The sequence below is a fragment of the Rhodoferax sp. TS-BS-61-7 genome (assembly GCF_002943465.1).
Classification (GTDB): domain Bacteria; phylum Pseudomonadota; class Gammaproteobacteria; order Burkholderiales; family Burkholderiaceae_C; genus Allorhodoferax.
This window is the reverse complement of record NZ_PTQY01000001.1, coordinates 861159-879111: the sequence shown is the minus strand read 5'-3', so window position 1 is coordinate 879111 and position 17953 is coordinate 861159. Positions and strand designations below refer to the sequence as shown.

Here is a 17953-nt window from a genome sequence, read left to right as displayed (position 1 = left end):
TGGCAATTAGAAATTGTAGACGGCAGTCAGTGTGGCAGAGCGCGGGGCACCTAGTACGAGGCGTGCGCCACCGTTGTTCAGAGTACTGAGGTACTCCTTGTCGAACAGGTTGTAGACGTTGAACTGCAGGTTGGTGTTTTTTGCCAACTTGTAAGAAACCATCATGTCAAACACGGTATAGGCCGGAACGCTTGGCATAGTTGTTGTGGCGGCGTCTGTACCTTCGGTAATCAACCGTTTTTGTTCAGATACGTGTCGCGCACCAATACCCATCGTGAGTTTGTCCAACTGGTAAGAGGTCCAAAGCGTTGCAGTCAAGTCTGGCGACCAGCGTACGCTGTCGGTGACGGTCGTAGCGCTGCGTTGGTCAATCTGGCGCGTTTGGGTCTTTGCCAATCCAGCGGAGATTTGCCAGAAGTTGGTGAGTTGGCCCACCGCAGAAAACTCAATTCCCTTGACTTCGGTTTTTCCGTACTGTGTAGCAGCGCTGGTGACGGGGTCAACTGTGGTTTGTCCGTCATTGACAGATTGGAACAGCGCTACAGCTAGATTGAGTCGTTTGTTCAGCAGCTCCCATTTGCTACCTACTTCCAAAGTTTTGGTAGTTTGAGGATCCAAGGCAGCATTAGACTGATTGTTCGCCGTAGCGCTCAACTGGAAGTTATTTCCGCCAGGGGGCGTTTTGGAGTCGGCGTAAGAGGCGTAGATGCTGCCATTTGGTGCAGGCTTATACACACCACCGATGCTCCAGTTCAACAGGGTGCGTTCGTCATCCAGCGTGGTCTTAGCGTTGGCTGTTGAAATATTGCGCGTTCCGAGTTTGTAGCGATCAACGCGAACACCACCGTTGATGGAAAACTGTTCATTGAACTTGACGGTATCAAAAACGTAGGCACCGAGCGTGGTCGTAAAACCGTTGGTTTCTGCACCACTGGCTACAAAGCTGCCGAATGCGTCATTCGAATTCGGGTTGTACAAATTGGCTGCAGATGTTGTGCCCACTGCAGTGTGTCCGGTCACTTCTTGCTTTTCGTGCATGAGTTCGATGCCAGCGGCAAGACTGTGTTCCAACCCCAGTGCGTTGAAGGCGCTATTCACGCTGGTTTGGTTGGCCAAAATAGTGTTTACTTGGTCCGTTTTCTGGCGTGAGCGACTGACTGTCCAAGTAGATGGATCGTTGGCCACGGTTGCTGTAACGATGTTGATGCCGGTGAGCTCCCGGTCCATCTTGGTTTGCCCCCAACGGGTCACGTTACGTACAGTCGTTCCCTGACCGAGATCATGCTCGACTTTGGCCGTCACCATATCCGCTGTGACCTTTTCATAGTCATTGACGCTACCGTAGTAGTTGTTACGGTTGACTTTACCGGCTGCATTCATCGCGGCTGCTTGCGCAGCGCTGACCGTGTAAGTGTTAGGGGCTGTGCCAAAAGTTCCGGCTCCTTGGTAGTAACCTTCATAGCCAATCGAAGGAATGCCCCCGTCAGGAATGTTGTTCTGGCGGATATGTTGGCTGAACAAGTGGATGCGGGTGGGAGTACCCAAACCATCTACGTAGGACAGGCCCAATCCTTGTCCCTTGTTTTTCACCGTGCTGCGACCGTCCACGCCACTGTCCTGCGTCGTGGCATTGATACGGACGGCGGATGTTTCACTCAGTTGACGATTCAGGTCCACGCTGGCCCGTTTTTTGTCAGCAGTGCCCACAGTCGCGCTCACGCTGCTTTCGTCGCCCAGGTGTGCTTGTTTGGAAATCAGGTTGATATATCCAGTGGCGGCACCGCGGCCAGTCTCGGCGCCGGCTGCGCCTTTGACCACTTCAACTGACTCCAGGTTGAAGGTGTCGCGCGTGACAGCGCCTAGGTCACGAATGCCATCCACAAAAGTGGATTGCTGGAGCGACGCGCCACGCAATTGGAAGGTGTCGCCGGCCGAGGTGTTGCCGTTTTCACCTAGCTGCATGGTGATGCCGGGCGTGTTGCGCAGGGCCTCCATCAGGGTGATGGCGCCTTGTTCTGCCAGTGTTTCTTTTTTAATGACTTGGATGGTCTTGGGCGTGTCCAGCAGGGGCTGGGTGATTTTCGGGTTTGCCGATTTGTCTGCCTTGAAGGGCACATCTGCGGTTTCCGTGATGGTCACGGTGGGCAGGGTGGCGGCTGCCTGTTGTGCCATGCCTGCAGAGGGAACAGAGGCGGCCACGAGGGCCAGGAGATGCAGGTGGTTGGCGTGTTTGCGGCTACGAATGTGCTTCATGAAAAGGTCCAAGGAGATGCGTTATTGTTTTTGGCTTGCAGGCATCTCCATGGCACGGAATCAGAACGTGGCAGGCCGGAGGCTTAGCTGGCTACTGCGTGAATTGTATCAAATCAGAATCATTCTCATTTGTATTTCTTTGCGTTTCTTTGCAAATCTGAAACGCCGTGTTTGCGTGCAACGGTGTGGGTCTGGTGATTTAGCATGCAGGGATGAGCCAAAACACACGCCCCCGGATTGCCCTGATCGCCCACGATCGCAAGAAAGACACCATGGTGGAACTCGCCCGTGAGTTCGCCCCCTACCTGCAGCAATGCACCCTGATGGCTACCGGTACCACGGGTGGCCGGTTGGTGGACGAAGTTGGGTTGAGTGTGGAGCGCATGCTGAGCGGCCCCTGGGGCGGCGACTTGCAAATTGGCGCGCGCCTGGCGGTGGGCGAGGTGGACGCGGTGATCTTCCTGCGCGACCCCATGACCCCGCAGCCGCACGAGCCCGATATCAACGCCCTGGTGCGGGCCTGCGACGTGCACGATGTGCCCTGCGCCACCAATTTATCGAGCGCGCGCTTGGTGTTGGCACAAATGCTCTTGAAAGGATAGCGGTTGACGCAGGGCATGCTTGTTACCATCCGTCACCCATGACGCATCCCTCTGCCACCCCGCGTACCGCGCGTATCCTTCCCCGCCTTGTGACCGCCGCTGCCCAAGTACTTGCGCTGCTGCTGTGCCTGCTTACCCTGTGTTGCGGCCTGCTGCCTGGCCTGTTGGCGGTGTGCCTGGGCTACATGGCCACCCAGGCGCTCACCCACAACCGGCGCCTGGGGCGGTTCAAGCCGGCACCGTTCTGGGCTGCGACCGTGGTCATCGTGCTGCCGCTGCTGGCCCTGGCCCTGGTGTTGGCCAATGCCCAGGGCATGCTGGTCGGGGCTGTGGCGCAGTACGAAGCCCTGCTGCACCACCTGGCCCGCACCGTGCTGGAGATTCGCCAAAAACTACCGCCCAACCTGGCCGCCCATCTGCCGGACGAGCTGATTGCCGCCCAGGCCTGGTTGGCGTCTTACTTGCAGTCGCAGGCACGTGCTCTCACCGGCTGGGGCTCTGCGGGCCTGCAGGGCGGGTTGCTGGCTTACGTGGGGCTGGTGATTGGCGCGCTCATGGTCGGCACCCCGGCCGTGGGGCAACCTGCACCCCTGCGCGCCGCCATGCGCACGCGGGCCGCGCATTTCATCCAGGCATTCCGGCAAATTGTGGTGGCCCAATTCTGGATTGCGGCGTTCAACGCTGTGTGCACCGCACTGTTTCTGTTTGCTGCCTTGCCCCTGTTTGATGTCTTCATTCCCTACAGCGGCATGCTGGTGGCGCTCACGTTCTTCGCCGGCCTCATCCCCATTGTGGGCAACCTGCTGTGCAACGGTGTGCTCACGCTGGCGGGTGTTTCGGTAGCCCCCATGGTGGGCCTGGCTTGCCTCATGTTCCTCATCGCCATCCACAAGTTTGAATACGTCATCAACGCCAAGGTGGTGGGCAAACGCACCGGCACCTCGGCTTGGGAGCTGCTCACCGTCATGTTTGTGGGCGAAGCCATCTTTGGCGTGGCCGGCCTGGTGGCCGCGCCGTTGTACTACGCCTATGTGAAGCGGGAGTTGCTGGAAGAGGGGCTGGTCTAGATTTTTAAGACATTTAGGCCTCTAGCCCCCGTGGATATTGCGCGAGCAGCTTCAGTTTTGATAGCATTTTGAGGCTGCTGCACCCACCTATCGGCGGGGCAGCCCACCGGAGGAGCCCATGTTTTCCCACATCTTCGTCGGCGTGGCCGACTTCGAACGCGCCTTGCGCTTCTACGCCCCCGTGATGCAGGCCCTGGGCCAACAACAACGCTTCATCGACCGCAGCCGCCCCTGGGCCGGCTGGCAGACCGAAGGCGTGGCGCGACCGCTGTTCCTCATCGGCACACCGTTTGAAGGCGAACACCAATCTGGCAACGGCCAGATGACCGCCTTTCTGGCCGATAGCCGCGCGCAGGTGAACGCGGTGTACCAAACTGCGCTGGCCTTTGGCGGTAGCAGCGAAGGCGCGCCCGGCCTGCGGCCCGAGTACCACGCCCACTACTACGGCGCCTACTTTCGGGATACGGAGGGGAACAAGCTGTGTGTGGCGTGTCATGTGGCGGTGGACTGAAGCATCTCTCCGTTTGCGGGTGTTCGACAGGGCTGGACTCCACTTTCCAAAAGACCAAGCTGCTTTGAATCTGCGAAATCAGATATAAATCAAGCACTTAATAAATACACGGGAGGGAATCATGAGTCCATACGACTTTGTTCATAAGACGTGTTTGACGTCCATAACACGTTGTAAGGTATGAGCGATCAACCTTCCCGTGAGTTTTATGCAAAGTTTGTACTTGTACTTGCTGTACTGCTGATCTTTCCTGCAGTGTGGTCTTTTTTTAGCGCTGTCTACTATGCGGCAACAAGCGGACAGGTGTTAGTTATCAGCTTGGGACGGTATGGAACCGCACGCGAATTTGTAGCTTGGGAACTTGGGTGGGCACGTTTCGTCGGTCCGGCCTTGTTGGTTGCGTCACTTGTGGTGTGGGGCCGCGCTGCGCAAAGCACCATTGCTTGGTGGCTTGCTGTCGCACTTGCAGTTATCGGTTCTTTTCTGTTGCTGTTCTCCCAGTGGTTTACGAGCTTGCATCGGACCATGTTCTTCGCTGGCCTGAATATATTCGTCGCAGCAACGGTATTCGCAGGCAACCGATACGGGCGTGCCGCCGCCTATGCCACCATCGCTTTGGGTATCAGTTTTTTTCTTTGGCGAGTTGCAGTTGCCGCATAACCTTTCGACACAAACAGACATGCGACTAAGGGCTGCCGCTTCGCGGTACGTGTCGCGCGCTGGTTTCATCCAACTTTATGGGGCAGACTAGAGTGTCCTCCTTCCGCGTCGTTGCGGTTCTTGTTGGCCTGGGCATCCTTGCGTTGGCGGGCTACAAGCTTTGGATGGCTATCGAACATGCCATGACATCAGGGGCTGTGCTTCTTGCGGAAACTACCAGGTCTCCGGACTTTCGAGGGGCAGTGTGGTCCTATAGGACTGCAGATGCGTGGGCGTACTTCGCCGGATGGCTTTTAGTGGGGATCGGTGGCGGCTCACTCGCTATTTCTTGCAGCAAACGCTTGTGGCCACTATTGCTCATGCCTGTCTTGTTTCTGGGTGGCTTCATACTCATTGCGGCTGCTCCTATGCTCGGAACCGTAAAAGGGGTCGCGCTTTTGCTCGGTGTTATGGCAACGGGCATCGTGGGCGCTGTTGCATTCGCGCGCTGGAGTGCCAGGCGGCAAGAGCGCGAACACATCAAGCAAGTGGTGCGCAGCGGCGAAGGTGAGCATGACTCATAACCGGTTGCTCCGCGCAGACACACAGCAGATAGGCCGCTTCGCAGCTAATGCTATGTGCCGGGCAGCGTCAAAGTTAAACCACTAAATCAACATGAGTTGCAAATATGGGTTTGGCCAAGTGCAAAAAAACTGATCAAAGGTTTGGCTGTTGGGAAAGCGCTTGCAGTTGTATATCCGACATAGCCACAACCCGCGCAAGCTGATGCAAGAATCACTTGTCCGGCAACCCCAGCAAATCCTCCGAAGGCCGCCCATCCCGATAAGCCTGCAGGTACTTCTTGCGTCCCAGCGTTTGCACACCCACCCACGCGCCGGGCTGGCCGGGTTTGGCGGCGGGGCACCAAAGGGCCTGGGGGCCGCTGGATTCGACGAAGTCGATCAACTGCGTGTGGGTGGAAAAGCCGGTCTCGCTGGTGGGCTTGCCGTCCACCACCTGCACCCACCACAAGAGGTTGATGTGCTCGTGTTTGTAGCCGCCGCGCATGCGCTTGGCCACACATTGGAGGTAGACCGCCATGCTTGTGGTGGCTCAAGGTCTGGACGCCATGTGCCGCCCAGACCCTGGCCTATTTATGCAAACACGCCTGCTGTGTCCTGCATGCGGGCCGACACTTCGCCCAGGTGGTGCAAGCTGTCGCCAAAGGTCATTTCCAGCTGGGTGAGTTTCTTGAAGTAGTGGCTGCCGATGTACTCGTCCGTCACGCCAATACCACCGTGCAATTGCACCGACTGCTGGCCCACAAAACGCATGCTCTGGCCCAACTGGACCTTGGCGCGTGCCATGGTCGCGCGGCGCTCGGGTGCTGGGGCGTTGAGCTTGAGGCTGGCATAAAAACTCATGCTGCGGGCCAGTTCCAGCTGCATCTTCATGTCGGCGGCACGGTGGCGCAGGGCCTGGAAGCTGCTGATCGCCACGCCAAACTGCTTGCGTGTGTTGAGGTACTCGGCCGTCAGCGCCATGGTCTTGTCCATCACGCCCACGGCTTCGGCGCAGGTGGCCGCAATGCCGATGTCCACCGCATGCTCCAGCGCGGCCAGGCCTTGTGTGGTGATGAGCGTGGCGGGCGCGTTCTTGAACGTGACTTCGGCGGCGCGGCTGCCATCTTGCGTGCCGTAGCCGCGCGTGCTCACACCGGCCGATTCGCGCTCCACAAGGAACAGGCCCAGCACGCTGTTGACCTTGGCCGAGACGAGGTAGGCGTTGGCCTGGTCACCCGCAGCCACTATGCTTTTCGTAGCGTTCAGCACATAACCACCGGGGGCTTGGTGGGCTTTTCCTTCAATAGTGTCGAGTGCGTAGCGGCTGGCGCGCTCCTGGTAGGCCAGCACCACCAGCTTGCTTCCGTCGGCCACACCGGGCAGCCAGGTGGCCTTGGTGGCGGCGTCGGCATAACCGGCAATCACCGCGCCTGCGATGAGCGCCTGGGCCAGGGGCTCCAGCACCATGCCACGGCCCAGCTCTTCCATCACCACCATGCCCTCAATCGGGCCCATGCCCATGCCGCCATCGTCTTCGGGCACATACAGGCCAGTCAGGCCCAGCTCGGCCAGCTCGGTGTAAGCCGCGCGGTCAAAGCCGCCAGCCTTTTCAATGGCGCGGCGACGCTCGAAGGTGTAGCCCTTGTCCACGTACTTGCGTACGGCGTCGCGCAGTTGTTCTTGGTCGTCAGAGAAATCGAAGTCCATCTGTGTATCTCCTTGTTCAACCCAGGACGACCTGGGAGACGATGTTGCGTTGCACCTCGTTCGATCCACCGTAGATGGTGGTCTTGCGCAGGTTGAAGTAGTGGGAGGCCAGGGGCGCGTTGCCCAATTCACCGCCAGGGAAGTCGCCTTGCCAGCCGGCCTCCATGGCTTCGCGCACCAGGGGCAGCGCAAAGGGGCCGGCGGCCAGCATCATGAGTTCGCTGTAACGCTGCTGGATCTCGCTGCCGCGGATCTTCAAGAGGCCTGCAATGTCCAGCGAGTTCTTGCCGCTCTTCTCGGCCGAGAGCACGCGCAGCACCAGCATCTCCAGCGCAATCACGTCCACTTCCAGCTTGGCAATCTCGTCGCGGAAGCGGCTGTCTTCCCACACGCCTTCGCGCTTGGCAATGCGCTTCAGGCGTTCCAGCTCGCGCTTGCTGCGGTTCACGTCGGCAATGTTGGTGCGCTCGTGGCTCAGCAGGTGCTTGGCATAGGTCCAGCCCTTGTTCTCTTCGCCGATCAGGTTCTCGGCGGGCACTTCCACGTTGTCGAAGAACACCTCGTTCACCTCGTGGCCACCGTCCAGCATGATGATGGGGCGCACGGTCACGCCGGGGCTCTTCATGTCGATGAGCAGGAAGCTGATGCCGGTCTGTGGTTTGCCTTCGGTGCTGGTGCGCACCAGGCAGAAGATCCACTCGCCGTACTGGCCCAGCGTGGTCCAGGTCTTCTGGCCGTTGACGATGAAATTGTTGCCCTGGCGTTCTGCGCGCGTCTTGACGGAGGCCAGGTCCGAGCCGGAACCGGGTTCGCTATAGCCCTGGCTCCACCACACCTCGCCGCTGGCGATGCCGGGCAGAAAGCGCTGGTGTTGCTCGGGTGTGCCAAACGCCATGATGACCGGGGCCACCATCACCGGGCCAAAGGGCACGATGCGCGGCGCGCCGGCCAGCGCGCACTCTTCTTCAAACAAGTGCTTTTGCACGGCCGTCCAGCCGGGGCCGCCAAACTCTTTGGGCCAGCCAAAGCCCAGCCAGCCCTTTTTGCCCAAAATCTTGGCCCAGCGCTGCATATCGTCGCGCGTGAGCTCCAGGGCGTTGTGCACTTTGTGGGCGATGTCGGCGGGCAGGTTCTCGCCAACCCAGGCGCGAATCTCTTCGCGGAACGTTTGCTCTTCGGGGGTGAATGCCAAATCCATGGGGGATGTCTCCAGTTGGTCGGTGCACCAGGGTGGTGTATGGGGCGGTCTAGGGCCGCTGCAGGTCGTGTTTTAGCACGATCGTTCTATTCGGCTTGTCCGGGGGGTGACATGCCCAGCTCGGCGCACAGCTTTTGCACCGTGGTGCGCAGCTCGGTCAGCTCGGTTTCCAGCTGTGCCACACGTGCCTGCAGGTCCGCGCTGGCAGGCGCGGCCATGCGGCTGACTGCGGCGGCGCTCGCGTCCACCGGCCCGCACAGCAGGTGGGCCCAGCGCTGCTCGCGCGCGCCGGGTGCGCGGTCCAGCTTGATGACCAGCGGGCCGCCTTTTTCTTCGCTGCGTTCCTGCAGCTCGTCCAGAAACGCCTCGACCGACGAGGTGTCGGCAAAGCGGTACCAGCGCTCGGCGTTCAGACGCAGTTCGGCCGCGGTTTGCGGGCCGCGCAGCATCAGCAGGCCCAGCAGCACCGCGCTTTGCTCCGGAACGCCAATGCCGCGCTGGGCGTTGTGGGTGAACTTGGTGGTGCGCCCGCCCGTGGTCTCGTGCACCAGGCCGGCTTCGCGCAGCGTGTCCACCGCGCTGCTGACTTCGGATTCGCTCAGCTCCATGAGCGGCTCGCGACTGGTTTTCTGGTTGCAGCCCAAGAGTAGGCTGTTCAGGGTGAGTGGGTAGCTGTCGGGTACGGTGCGTGCTTTTTCCATCAGCGTGGCCAGCACGCGGGCTTCGATAGGGGTCAAGAGAACGGGGGTGGTCATAATTCAGCCAGTTATGAAAAACATCGTCATTTTGATCTCTGGCGGCGGCTCCAACATGGCCGCCATCGTGCGTGCTGCCCAGCGCGAGGATTGGGAGCGCCAATTCGGCGCCCGCATTGCCGCCGTCATCAGCAACAAAGGCACGGCCGGTGGTCTGGTGTTTGCCAAAGAGCAGGGCATAGACACCGCCGTGCTGGACCACAAAACCTTCGAGAGCCGCGAAGCCTTTGACGCCGCCCTGATGGCCGAGATTGACCGCCACAACACGCCCGAAGCGCCGGTGCTGGTGGTGCTGGCCGGCTTCATGCGCATCCTCACGCCCGGCTTTACCGCGCACTACGCGGGGCGCCTCACCAACATCCACCCCTCGCTCTTGCCCGCTTTCCCGGGCCTGCACACGCACCAGCGCGCCATTGAGGCCGGCTGCAAGTTTGCCGGCGCCACGGTGCACCTGGTGACCGCCGAGCTGGACCACGGTCCCATCCTGCAGCAGGCCGTGGTGCCCGTGCTGCCTACCGACGACGCCGACACGCTGGCGGCGCGCGTGCTCACGCAGGAGCACCTGATCTACCCCCAGGCGTTGCGTGAATTGCTATCGAAATAGGAGCTTCTTGCGCATATTCTACGGGGGTTAGAGGCATTTTTTATTCAAAAATGCCTCCGAGGGGGCTATTCGTGCCGCAGCGCCTCAATCGGGTCCAGCTGCGCCGCACGCCGGGCCGGCACAAAACCAAACACCACGCCAATCGCCGCCGAGAAGGCAAACGACAGTAGGTTGACGCCCAGGTCAAAGGTGTAGGGAATTTGCATTAGCGCGGCCAGGCCCAGGCTGGCCACGGTGGCCAGCGCAATGCCCATCAAGCCACCCAGAGATGCCAGCACCACGGCCTCGATGAGGAACTGCAGCAGCACCTCACGCTCCAGTGCGCCAATGGCCAGGCGCAGGCCGATCTCGCGGGTGCGCTCGGTCACGCTCACCAGCATGATGTTCATGACGCCAATGCCGCCCACCAGCAGGCTCACCGCGGCCACCGCGCCCAGCAGGGTGGTCATGATCTGGGTGGTACCCGACAGCGTGTCGGCCAGCTGCTTGGTGTCCAGCACGTTGAAGTTGTCTTCCACTCCATCGGCCAGCTTGCGCTGCTCGCGCAGCAGCTGGGTGATGCCGCTCTTGATGCGCGTGGCGTCGCTGCCCTCGGCCATGGAGACCAGCAGGGTGTTGACCCGCGTGTTGCCGGTGATGCGGCGCTGCAGCGTCTTGAGCGGCACCAGCACCACGTCGTCCTGGTCGTTGCCAAAGCTGCCCTGGCCCTTGGAGCCCAGGATGCCCACCACCTCGCAGGACACCTGCTTCACGCGCAGCGCCTGACCCAGGGCTGGGGTGCTGCCAAACATTTCGCGGCGCACGGTTTCGCCGATCACACAGACCGCAGAGCCTGCGCGCAGTTCGTCGTCGCTGAATTCGCGGCCCTCTTTGAGTTGCCAGTTGCCGGTGGTGAGCCAAGCGTTGTTGCTGCCCACCACACTCGATGTCCAGTTGCGGCCATTGGCCACCACGGTCACGCTGGCGCGCGATTCGGGTGCCACGGCAGCAATGCCACCAATCTGGCTGGCGATGGCAGTGGCGTCCACCTCCTTGAACGAGGGCGAGCTGCCGCCGCCGGCGCCCGGACCCATGCGCTGGCCGGGGCGGATCTGCAGCAGGTTGGTGCCCAGGCTGGAGATTTGCGTTTGCACGGCCTGCGTGGCGCCGTTGCCCAGCGTGACCATGGTGATCACGGCGCTCACGCCGATCACGATGCCCAGGATGGTGAGGAAGGAGCGCATCAGGTTGCGCCGGATGGAGCGCAGTGCGAGCCAAATGGTGTTGAGGAACATCAGTGCACCGCTTCCTGGCTTGCTGCGTGTCGCCGCACCGGGTGGGGGTTTTGCACATCACTCTCGATCACGCCGTCCACAAAACGCACGATGCGTTTGGCGTAGGCCGCCATGTCGGGCTCGTGTGTGACCATGAGCACGGTGATGCCGTGCTGCACGTTCAGGTCTTGCAGCAGCTCCATGATTTCGGCGCTGCGCTGGGTGTCCAGGTTGCCGGTGGGCTCGTCGGCCAGCAGCACGGTGGGTTCGGTGACGATGGCGCGTGCAATCGCCACGCGCTGCTGCTGCCCGCCCGACAGCTCGGCCGGGGTGTGGTGCTCGCGGCCTTGCAGGCCCACTTGTTCCAATGCGCGTGATGCCGCCTTACGCCGCGCGCTGGCCGATTCGCCGCGGTAGAGCAGGGGCAGTTCCACGTTCTCTTGCGCGCTGGTGCGCGGCAGCAGGTGGAAGCCCTGGAACACAAAGCCCAGGTAGTGGCGGCGCAGCTGGGCGCGCTGGTCGCGGCCCAGGGTTTCCACATGCACGCCCTGGAACAGGTATTCGCCGGTAGTCGGTGTGTCCAGGCAGCCCAGCGTGTTCATGGCGGTGGATTTGCCCGATCCGCTGGGGCCCATGATGGCGACAAAGTCACCGGCCTCGATGCGCAGGTCCACCCCTTTGAGCGCCTGCAACACGGTGGCGCCCTGGCCATAGGTGCGGGTCACGCCGCGCAGTTCGATCAGGGGCGGGGCCATGGCGTTCACGGTTGTGGCCGTGCTCATTTGCTGGCTCCAGCGCTGCGCTGGTCGGTGATGACTCGCATGTCAGCGGTCAGCTCGCCGCCGGTGACTTCGGTCATGCGGCCGTCGCTGATGCCGGTTTGCACCGCCACAGCCACGGGGGCGCCGTCGCGCAGCACCCAAACCTGCTTGCCGCCGCCGGCGGCGCTGCCAGCGCTTTTGCGGGTGCCGCTGCCACCGGGCATGCGCGGCATCAGGCTGCCCACAATGCTGCTGCTTTGGGTCGCAGGCTTGCCGGCGCTGGCCGTGGTGCTGGGGCTGTAGCGCAGCGCGGTGTTGGGCACCAGCAATGCGTCCTTGCGTTCGGTGGCGGTGATGGTGGCCGTGGCGGTCATGCCGGGGCGCAGCGTGAGGTCGCTGTTGTCCACCTCCAGGTAGGTGATGTAGGTGACTACGTTCTCAGTAGTGGTGGAGCCATAGGCCACCCGCGTGATGGTGGCGGGGAAGGTGCGCGAGGGGTAGGCGCTGACGGTGAAGCTGGCCTTCTGGCCCACCTTCACCGAGCCCACATCGGCCTCGTCCACATTCACCTGCAGGCGCAGCTTGCTCAGGTCTTCGGCCACGCTGAACAATGTGACCGCCTGCAACGAGGCGGCCACGGCGTTGCCGGGCTCCACGGTACGCGTGAGCACCACGCCGTCGATGGGCGAGCGGATGGAGGCTTTGGACAGGTTGGTCGCATCGCTGGATGCACCGGCCTGCGCTTCGGTCACGTTGGCACGCGCGCTGGCCTCGTCGGCCTGGGCGCGCTCCAGCGTGGCGCGGGCGGCATCCAGCTCGCTCTTGGCCGGCACTTTGCCGCCAGACAGGCGGGACACTTCTTCCAGCCGCGCCAAGCTGGCCTGCGCCTCTTTCACGGTGACCACGGTCTGCGCCACCTTGGCCCGCGCGGCACTCAGTGTGGCGCGGGTTTTGGTGAGCTGGTCGTTGAGCTTGGCGGTGTCCAGCTCTACCAGCAACTGGCCTTTGCGCACACGGTCGTTCACGTCCACCAGCACATTGCGCACCGTGCCCGAGAGCTCGCTGCCAATGTTGACCGAGCGCGTGGGCTGCAGCGTGCCATTGGCCGAGACGCTCAGCGTCAGGTTGCCGCGCTGTACGGTTTCGCTCACATAGCTGGGCGCGGCCTGGGCCTGGCTGCGGGCCTGCAGTGCGTAGGTGGCACCCAGCGCCAGCAGCACGGCGGCCACGCTGGCCAGCACCACGGGGCGGCGCCACCAGGGGCGGTGAGGGGCGCTTTGCAGCAGGGCCTGGATGTCGGCGGTGCTGGGCACGGCAGAGGAGATGGGGGTGGTGTCGGAGCTCATGGTTGTCCTGCGGAAATAGTGGGTGTGGGCTGCCAGCCACCGCCGAGCGCCTTGTACAGACGCACGTGGTCGGTGCCCAGGTCGGTGAGGGTGCTGGCCACGCTGTTTTGCGCGCTCAGCAGCGTGCGCTGGGTGCTCAGCACGGTCTGGAAGTCGATCAGGCCGCTGGCATAACGCTGCTGGGCCAGCAGGGCGGCCAGCTCGGCGGCCGTGGCGGCGCTTTGCAAGTGCTGCAGGCGCGCACGGTGGCCGCGCAAGGCGGCCAGGGCATCTTCCACTTCTTGCAGCGCGGTGAGCACCGTGCTCTGGTAGCTGGCCTGGGCCTGCACCAGCGCGGCTTCTTGCGCGCGCAAGGTGGCGGCGGTGGCGCCGCCGTCAAACACCGGCATGGAGACACTGGCCAGCAGGCTGCTGAGCACGCTGGCGCCGTTGGTCAGCCCGGCCAGCGTGAGGGCGCTCAGGCCCAGCGAGCCGCTGATAGAGAAGCTGGGGTAACGCGCGGCATTGGCCACCTGCACGCGGGCCAGGGCGGCGGCAATGCGGGCCTCTTCGGCACGTATGTCGGGGCGCTGGCGCAGCGTGTCGGCCGGAAAGGCCAGCGCCAGTTGTTCTGGCGCGCCGGGGATGGGGGCGGCTGCGGTTAGCTGCTCGGTCAGCGCGGTCGGCGCCTGCCCGGTCAGCACGGCCAGGCTGTGTTGGCTGGCGGCCATGTTGGCCTGCAGCGTGGGAATCTCGGCACGGGTTTGTTCCACCGCGGTGCGGGCTTGCTCCACTTCCAGGCTGGTGGTGAGGCCGGCCTGCGCGCGCCAGTCGGTCAGCTGCAGGGTTTCCTGCTGGCTGGCCAGGTTGGTCTGGGCGATGGCCAGCTGGCTTTGCTGGCCGCGCAGTTGCAGGTAGGCCAGGGCCACCTCGGCCGCTAGCGAGACCTGGGCATCGGCCAGTGTGGCCTGCTGGGCCTGGGCGTCGGCCTCGGTGGCGTTCAGGGCCTGGCGCTTGCTGCCAAACAGGTCGGGCTCCCAGCTGGCGTCCAGCCCGGCCTTGAAGCTGTTGGTGGCGGCTTGTTCATTGGTCTGGCTGCGCTGGCCGGAGCCACTGGCGTTCAGGCTGGGCAGCAGGGCGCCTTGTTTGGCGTCGCGCAGGGCGCGCGCCTGTTGCAGCGCGGCCTCGGCCTTGCGCAGGCTGGGGTTGGCTTGCAGCGCCTGGGTCACCAGGGCGGAGAGCTGGGCGTCGTTGAACTTGTCCCACCACTGGGCCAGGCTGTCGGGTGTGGCGCTGCTGGCTTGGGACCAACTGCTGGGCAAAGGCGCGGTGTCGGGCAGGGCGGTGGCCGCCTGGCTGCCCAGCGTGGCCAGGGCCAGCAGGCAGGCTGCCGCACAGTGCCGCAGCCGTGGGCGGTGCAAAAAAGAAGAAGGGTGAGGTGGCATGGCTCTGATGGTGCGGGCCACGGGTTTCGCCTTCGTGCCCTGTGTGTAAAGACCGGTAAAGACGGCACAACGCCGGGCCCACATGGCTGTGGCCCGGCGCGTGATTGCTATGAATTCAGGAGCTGCTCGCGCAGCATCCAAAAGGGCTAGAGGCCTAAATCATGCCGTAACACTGAGGCTGCTGTCACTCGTTTCGCTCAGGCTCTGGGCCACCTGGGCGTAGATCTTTTGGGCCAGCTCGGCAATCTGCTGGTTGGTGGCGGTGTTGCTGGCCTCATCGCTGCTGCTCAGCCCGGCAAGGGCTTCTTTGAGCTCGCCCACCATGCGCTCCACCTCGGACACGGTGCCGTCCTGGTTGGTGTCCAGCGCGTCGTAGGTGGTGTCGCTGGATGAGGCACCCTGCGCCCCGCCCGGGCCACCGGGCCCGCGTGGCCCGCCGGGGCCTTGGGCGCCCTGGCTGCCTTCGGGTGGCTGCGGTCGACCGGCCTCAAATTCGGTCTGGCTGAGCTGGCCATCACCGTCGGTATCCAGCTTGGCAAAGTCCTGGCTCACGTCCTGGCCGGTGTCTTCTTTGATCTTGTCGGTCAGCACCTGGAGCTCGTCTTGGCTGACCGAGCCGTCGCCATCGGTGTCCACCTTGGCAAACAGGTCGTCCTGGCTGCCCCCGCTGCCGCCCATGCCGCGCGACTGGGCAAACTCCATGGTGCTGGGGGGCGGTGGCATCAGGGCTTGCATGCCCGCGTCCAGCTCGTCGCTGGAGAGGCTGCCGTCGCTGTTGCTGTCCATTTGGGTGAACAGCTCTTTGGCGTCGCCCACGCTGGCGCCGGTTTTGTCACTGATTTTGCTCAGCATGCTGCCGAGTTCGGTCTGGTCGACGCCGCCGCTGCCGTCGGCGTCCACCTTGGCGAACATTTTGGCCTGGTGCTGGCTGCGTTGGGTGTTGAGGGCGGCCCAGGCATTGCCGGATCCGCTCACCCCGCTGATGGTGCTCATGGTCACTTCCTTTCTGGATGGTGGTGGTAGATGCCATCCATTCTTGGCAGCGCAGGTATCGTGGGTTTGTCGTCTGTGTACCAAGCTTGGTACAAAAGTCCGTTTCAAGCCTGCAACTGGGGGTGGCTTTGCGCCCAATTCATGGCTTCACGGGCGGGGCGTTTTTCTACACTGGGGCGGCCGCAAGGACTGCCTTCCCCGGGCTGTCAGGACCGCCCCATGACTACCAAAACCTCCATCCTCCTCGTCGATGACGACGCCGACATCACCGCCCTGCTGGGTGAGTACTTGGCCCGCTTCAACTTCGAGGTCCACACCGCTTGTGATGCCGATACCATGCGCCAGCAGCTCGCGCGCCAGCACGTGGACCTGGTGGTGCTGGACGTGATGTTGCCCGGCATCGACGGGCTCACGCTTTCACGCGAGATCCGCGAGCGTTCGCACATCCCCGTCATCATGCTGACCGCCCGCACCACCACCTTTGACCGCATCATGGGGCTCGAAAACGGCGCTGATGACTACATGGGCAAGCCGTTTGAGCCACGCGAGTTGGTGGCCCGCATCCACACGGTGCTGCGCCGCGCCCTGGGCAGCAAGGACAGCACACCCATCCTGGCGCGCAGCGATGTGGTGTGTTTTGACGGCTGGGAGCTGCACCGCGACGCGCGCAACCTGGTGTCGCCCACGGGGCTGGTGGTGGCGCTGTCCAATGCCGAGTTCCGGCTGCTCACCACCTTTTTGCAAACCCCGCGGCGCCTGTTCAGCCGCGACCAGCTCATGGAGCAGGCCCGTGGCCGTGCCATGGATGCCTTTGAGCGCAGCATTGATTTGCTGGTATCGCGCCTGCGGCAAAAACTGGCCGACGACCCCGACGAACCTTCCATGATCAAGACCGTGCGTGGCGCGGGGTATATGTTCAATGTGCAATCGGTGCAGGGGCGCATGGCGTGGCGGGCCTGAAAACATCGCCTCCACGCTCCGCCGCTGCGCGGGTCGCTGAACGGGCCCAGCCGGAGGCTTGGGCTCCGCAGGCTGTCCAAAGCCACGCAGGTGGCTTTGGAGCCGCAGCCTTCGGCCCCTCGGGGGCGCAGTTTGGTGCGGCCCTGCGGAAAAACTGGCTTGCCAAACTCGTGCCCGACAGCCTGTTTGGCCGCTTGGCACTGTTGTTGGGCGTGGCCGTGGTTAGCAGCCATGTGCTGGCGTTGACGCTGATGTTTGAGCTGCACCCGCGGCCCGGTATGGCCCCACCGCCCCAGGTCATGGGGGTCTCCGGTCCGCCGCCTTGGGGTATGGGCCAGCCGCCGCCACATGCGCCTCCGAATTCCGAACCGCCGCATGTCCGCGGCCCTGACGGTCCCCCCGGCCCGCCCACGTTGGGTCTGCTACTGGACATTGCTGTGCGCCTGGGGGCGCTGTTACTGGCGGCCTGGGTGGGGGCGCGTTGGCTCAGCGACCCGGTGCGCCGCTTGGCGGGTGCCGCACGCGAGCTGGGTCTCAACATCCACCGCGCGCCTCTGCCCGAGTCAGGCACGCTGGAGTGCCGCGAGGCCACGCGCGTGTTCAACCAGATGCAACAGCACATCCGCGCCCAGCTGGAGCAGCGCGACCAGTTTGTGGCCGCCGTGTCGCACGACCTGCGCACGCCGCTCACCCGTCTGGCGCTACGTGTGGAGTCTTTGCATGACGCAGGAGACCGCCAGCGCTTTGGTCGGGACATTGCCGAGATGGACACCATGATCCGCGCCACGCTGGACTACCTGCGCGGCGCCGCCGATGCCGAACCCTGGGTAGCGCTGGACCTGGCAGCGCTGGTGGACAGCCTGGTGCAAGACCAGCAGGAGGCGGGCCACGTGGTGGCTGTTGAGTTGGGGGGCGCCAGCCCGCTGGCCCCTGTGCGGGCGCAGGCCTCGGCTTTGCGCCGCTGCATCAGCAATCTGCTGGACAACGCGGCCCGCTACGGTGGCGCCGCCCAGGTGCAGTTGACCGAAGACGCGCAAGGCATCTCTGTGACGGTGCTGGACCGCGGCCCTGGCATCCCTGAGGCTGAGCTCTCTAGCGTGCTGCAGCCGTTTTACCGGGTCGAGGCCTCACGCAACCGCAACACGGGCGGGGTAGGGCTGGGCCTGGCCTCGGCCAGTGACATTGCGCGCCAGCATGGCGGTGGCATCACGCTGCGCAACCGCGTGGGCGGAGGGTTGCAGGCCGAGCTGCGGCTGCCTCGCCAAGCGGTAGATGCAAAAATGCTCCTGAATTAGGAGCTTCTCGCGCATATTCCAC

General features: G+C 63.2%; 17 protein-coding genes. 7 read left to right on the top strand and 10 right to left on the bottom strand.

Annotated features, from left to right (window positions below; genetic code table 11):
• Nucleotides 1-6: 6 nt before the first annotated feature.
• Nucleotides 7-2253 carry a catecholate siderophore receptor Fiu gene (locus tag C5F53_RS04175; protein WP_105260033.1) on the bottom strand — a complete coding sequence of 749 codons (2247 nt, stop codon included), beginning with the start codon at nucleotides 2251-2253 and terminating at the stop codon, nucleotides 7-9.
• Between the two features lie 212 nt (nucleotides 2254-2465).
• Here C5F53_RS04175 and C5F53_RS04170 point away from each other — a divergent pair, with 212 nt between their 5' ends.
• From C5F53_RS04170 to C5F53_RS04155, 4 genes are all read left to right on the top strand, one after another.
• On the top strand, nucleotides 2466-2855 hold the full coding sequence (locus C5F53_RS04170; RefSeq protein WP_105260032.1) for a methylglyoxal synthase: 390 nt from the start codon (nucleotides 2466-2468) through the stop codon (nucleotides 2853-2855).
• 38 nt (nucleotides 2856-2893) lie between these two features.
• On the top strand, nucleotides 2894-3922 hold the full coding sequence (locus C5F53_RS04165) for an AI-2E family transporter (protein WP_105260031.1): 1029 nt from the start codon (nucleotides 2894-2896) through the stop codon (nucleotides 3920-3922).
• 118 nt (nucleotides 3923-4040) lie between these two features.
• Nucleotides 4041-4433 carry a VOC family protein gene (locus C5F53_RS04160; protein WP_105260030.1) on the top strand — a complete coding sequence of 131 codons (393 nt, stop codon included), beginning with the start codon at nucleotides 4041-4043 and terminating at the stop codon, nucleotides 4431-4433.
• Between the two features lie 180 nt (nucleotides 4434-4613).
• Nucleotides 4614-5093, top strand: a complete 480-nt coding sequence (locus C5F53_RS04155) for a hypothetical protein (protein ID WP_105260029.1) — start codon at nucleotides 4614-4616, stop codon at nucleotides 5091-5093.
• A 774-nt stretch (nucleotides 5094-5867) separates the two neighbouring features.
• Here the strand turns inward: C5F53_RS04155 and C5F53_RS04145 are convergent.
• The 4 genes from C5F53_RS04145 to C5F53_RS04130 form a co-directional block, all read right to left on the bottom strand.
• A complete protein-coding gene (locus tag C5F53_RS04145; protein WP_105260027.1) occupies nucleotides 5868-6173 on the bottom strand; it encodes a DUF3892 domain-containing protein in 306 nt (101 codons plus the stop codon).
• Nucleotides 6174-6226: 53 nt separating this feature from the next.
• Nucleotides 6227-7342, bottom strand: a complete 1116-nt coding sequence (locus tag C5F53_RS04140) for an acyl-CoA dehydrogenase family protein (RefSeq protein WP_105260026.1) — start codon at nucleotides 7340-7342, stop codon at nucleotides 6227-6229.
• 16 nt (nucleotides 7343-7358) lie between these two features.
• Nucleotides 7359-8540, bottom strand: coding sequence for an acyl-CoA dehydrogenase family protein (locus C5F53_RS04135; protein ID WP_105260025.1), 1182 nt, complete (start codon nucleotides 8538-8540; stop codon nucleotides 7359-7361).
• Nucleotides 8541-8626: 86 nt separating this feature from the next.
• Nucleotides 8627-9295: a YceH family protein gene (locus C5F53_RS04130; RefSeq protein WP_105260024.1), complete on the bottom strand. Its 669-nt coding sequence runs from the start codon at nucleotides 9293-9295 to the stop codon at nucleotides 8627-8629.
• A gap of 13 nt (nucleotides 9296-9308) precedes the next feature.
• Between C5F53_RS04130 and purN the strand changes: the two genes are divergently transcribed.
• Nucleotides 9309-9899 carry a phosphoribosylglycinamide formyltransferase gene (gene purN / locus C5F53_RS04125; RefSeq protein WP_105260023.1) on the top strand — a complete coding sequence of 197 codons (591 nt, stop codon included), beginning with the start codon at nucleotides 9309-9311 and terminating at the stop codon, nucleotides 9897-9899.
• 65 nt (nucleotides 9900-9964) lie between these two features.
• Here purN and C5F53_RS04120 read toward each other — a convergent pair whose 3' ends face one another.
• The 5 genes from C5F53_RS04120 to xopAW form a co-directional block, all read right to left on the bottom strand.
• Complete coding sequence (locus C5F53_RS04120; RefSeq protein WP_105260022.1) at nucleotides 9965-11173, bottom strand: ABC transporter permease; 1209 nt, start codon at nucleotides 11171-11173, stop codon at nucleotides 9965-9967.
• Nucleotides 11173-11934 (bottom strand): ABC transporter ATP-binding protein, encoded by a 762-nt coding sequence (locus tag C5F53_RS04115; protein ID WP_105260021.1) that lies wholly within the window; start codon nucleotides 11932-11934, stop codon nucleotides 11173-11175. The genes C5F53_RS04120 and C5F53_RS04115 overlap by 1 nt, the downstream gene beginning before the upstream one ends.
• Nucleotides 11931-13259 carry an efflux RND transporter periplasmic adaptor subunit gene (locus C5F53_RS04110; RefSeq protein ID WP_105260020.1) on the bottom strand — a complete coding sequence of 443 codons (1329 nt, stop codon included), beginning with the start codon at nucleotides 13257-13259 and terminating at the stop codon, nucleotides 11931-11933. The genes C5F53_RS04115 and C5F53_RS04110 overlap by 4 nt, the downstream gene beginning before the upstream one ends.
• Nucleotides 13256-14683, bottom strand: coding sequence for an efflux transporter outer membrane subunit (locus C5F53_RS04105; protein WP_105260403.1), 1428 nt, complete (start codon nucleotides 14681-14683; stop codon nucleotides 13256-13258). The genes C5F53_RS04110 and C5F53_RS04105 overlap by 4 nt, the downstream gene beginning before the upstream one ends.
• Nucleotides 14684-14842: 159 nt before the next feature.
• A complete protein-coding gene (gene xopAW, locus C5F53_RS04100; protein ID WP_105260019.1) occupies nucleotides 14843-15676 on the bottom strand; it encodes an EF-hand domain-containing protein in 834 nt (277 codons plus the stop codon).
• A gap of 219 nt (nucleotides 15677-15895) precedes the next feature.
• Here xopAW and C5F53_RS04095 point away from each other — a divergent pair, with 219 nt between their 5' ends.
• Together C5F53_RS04095 and C5F53_RS04090 are read left to right on the top strand one after the other, a co-directional pair.
• Nucleotides 15896-16636 carry a response regulator gene (locus C5F53_RS04095; protein ID WP_105260018.1) on the top strand — a complete coding sequence of 247 codons (741 nt, stop codon included), beginning with the start codon at nucleotides 15896-15898 and terminating at the stop codon, nucleotides 16634-16636.
• Nucleotides 16624-17931, top strand: coding sequence for an ATP-binding protein (locus tag C5F53_RS04090; protein WP_236635203.1), 1308 nt, complete (start codon nucleotides 16624-16626; stop codon nucleotides 17929-17931). The genes C5F53_RS04095 and C5F53_RS04090 overlap by 13 nt, the downstream gene beginning before the upstream one ends.
• Nucleotides 17932-17953 lie beyond the last annotated feature (22 nt).

What these genes read in the sequence shown, in the direction of transcription:
- C5F53_RS04175 (WP_105260033.1), bottom strand. Translation starts at nt 2,253, where the DNA reads ATGAAGCACATTCGTAGCCGCAAACACGCCAACCACCTGCATCTCCTG.
- C5F53_RS04170 (WP_105260032.1), top strand. Translation starts at nt 2,466, where the DNA reads ATGAGCCAAAACACACGCCCCCGGATTGCCCTGATCGCCCACGATCGC.
- C5F53_RS04165 (WP_105260031.1), top strand. Translation starts at nt 2,894, where the DNA reads ATGACGCATCCCTCTGCCACCCCGCGTACCGCGCGTATCCTTCCCCGC.
- C5F53_RS04160 (WP_105260030.1), top strand. Translation starts at nt 4,041, where the DNA reads ATGTTTTCCCACATCTTCGTCGGCGTGGCCGACTTCGAACGCGCCTTG.
- C5F53_RS04155 (WP_105260029.1), top strand. Translation starts at nt 4,614, where the DNA reads ATGAGCGATCAACCTTCCCGTGAGTTTTATGCAAAGTTTGTACTTGTA.
- C5F53_RS04145 (WP_105260027.1), bottom strand. Translation starts at nt 6,173, where the DNA reads ATGGCGGTCTACCTCCAATGTGTGGCCAAGCGCATGCGCGGCGGCTAC.
- C5F53_RS04140 (WP_105260026.1), bottom strand. Translation starts at nt 7,342, where the DNA reads ATGGACTTCGATTTCTCTGACGACCAAGAACAACTGCGCGACGCCGTA.
- C5F53_RS04135 (WP_105260025.1), bottom strand. Translation starts at nt 8,540, where the DNA reads ATGGATTTGGCATTCACCCCCGAAGAGCAAACGTTCCGCGAAGAGATT.
- C5F53_RS04130 (WP_105260024.1), bottom strand. Translation starts at nt 9,295, where the DNA reads ATGACCACCCCCGTTCTCTTGACCCCTATCGAAGCCCGCGTGCTGGCC.
- purN (WP_105260023.1), top strand. Translation starts at nt 9,309, where the DNA reads ATGAAAAACATCGTCATTTTGATCTCTGGCGGCGGCTCCAACATGGCC.
- C5F53_RS04120 (WP_105260022.1), bottom strand. Translation starts at nt 11,173, where the DNA reads ATGTTCCTCAACACCATTTGGCTCGCACTGCGCTCCATCCGGCGCAAC.
- C5F53_RS04115 (WP_105260021.1), bottom strand. Translation starts at nt 11,934, where the DNA reads ATGAGCACGGCCACAACCGTGAACGCCATGGCCCCGCCCCTGATCGAA.
- C5F53_RS04110 (WP_105260020.1), bottom strand. Translation starts at nt 13,259, where the DNA reads ATGAGCTCCGACACCACCCCCATCTCCTCTGCCGTGCCCAGCACCGCC.
- C5F53_RS04105 (WP_105260403.1), bottom strand. Translation starts at nt 14,683, where the DNA reads ATGCCACCTCACCCTTCTTCTTTTTTGCACCGCCCACGGCTGCGGCAC.
- xopAW (WP_105260019.1), bottom strand. Translation starts at nt 15,676, where the DNA reads ATGAGCACCATCAGCGGGGTGAGCGGATCCGGCAATGCCTGGGCCGCC.
- C5F53_RS04095 (WP_105260018.1), top strand. Translation starts at nt 15,896, where the DNA reads ATGACTACCAAAACCTCCATCCTCCTCGTCGATGACGACGCCGACATC.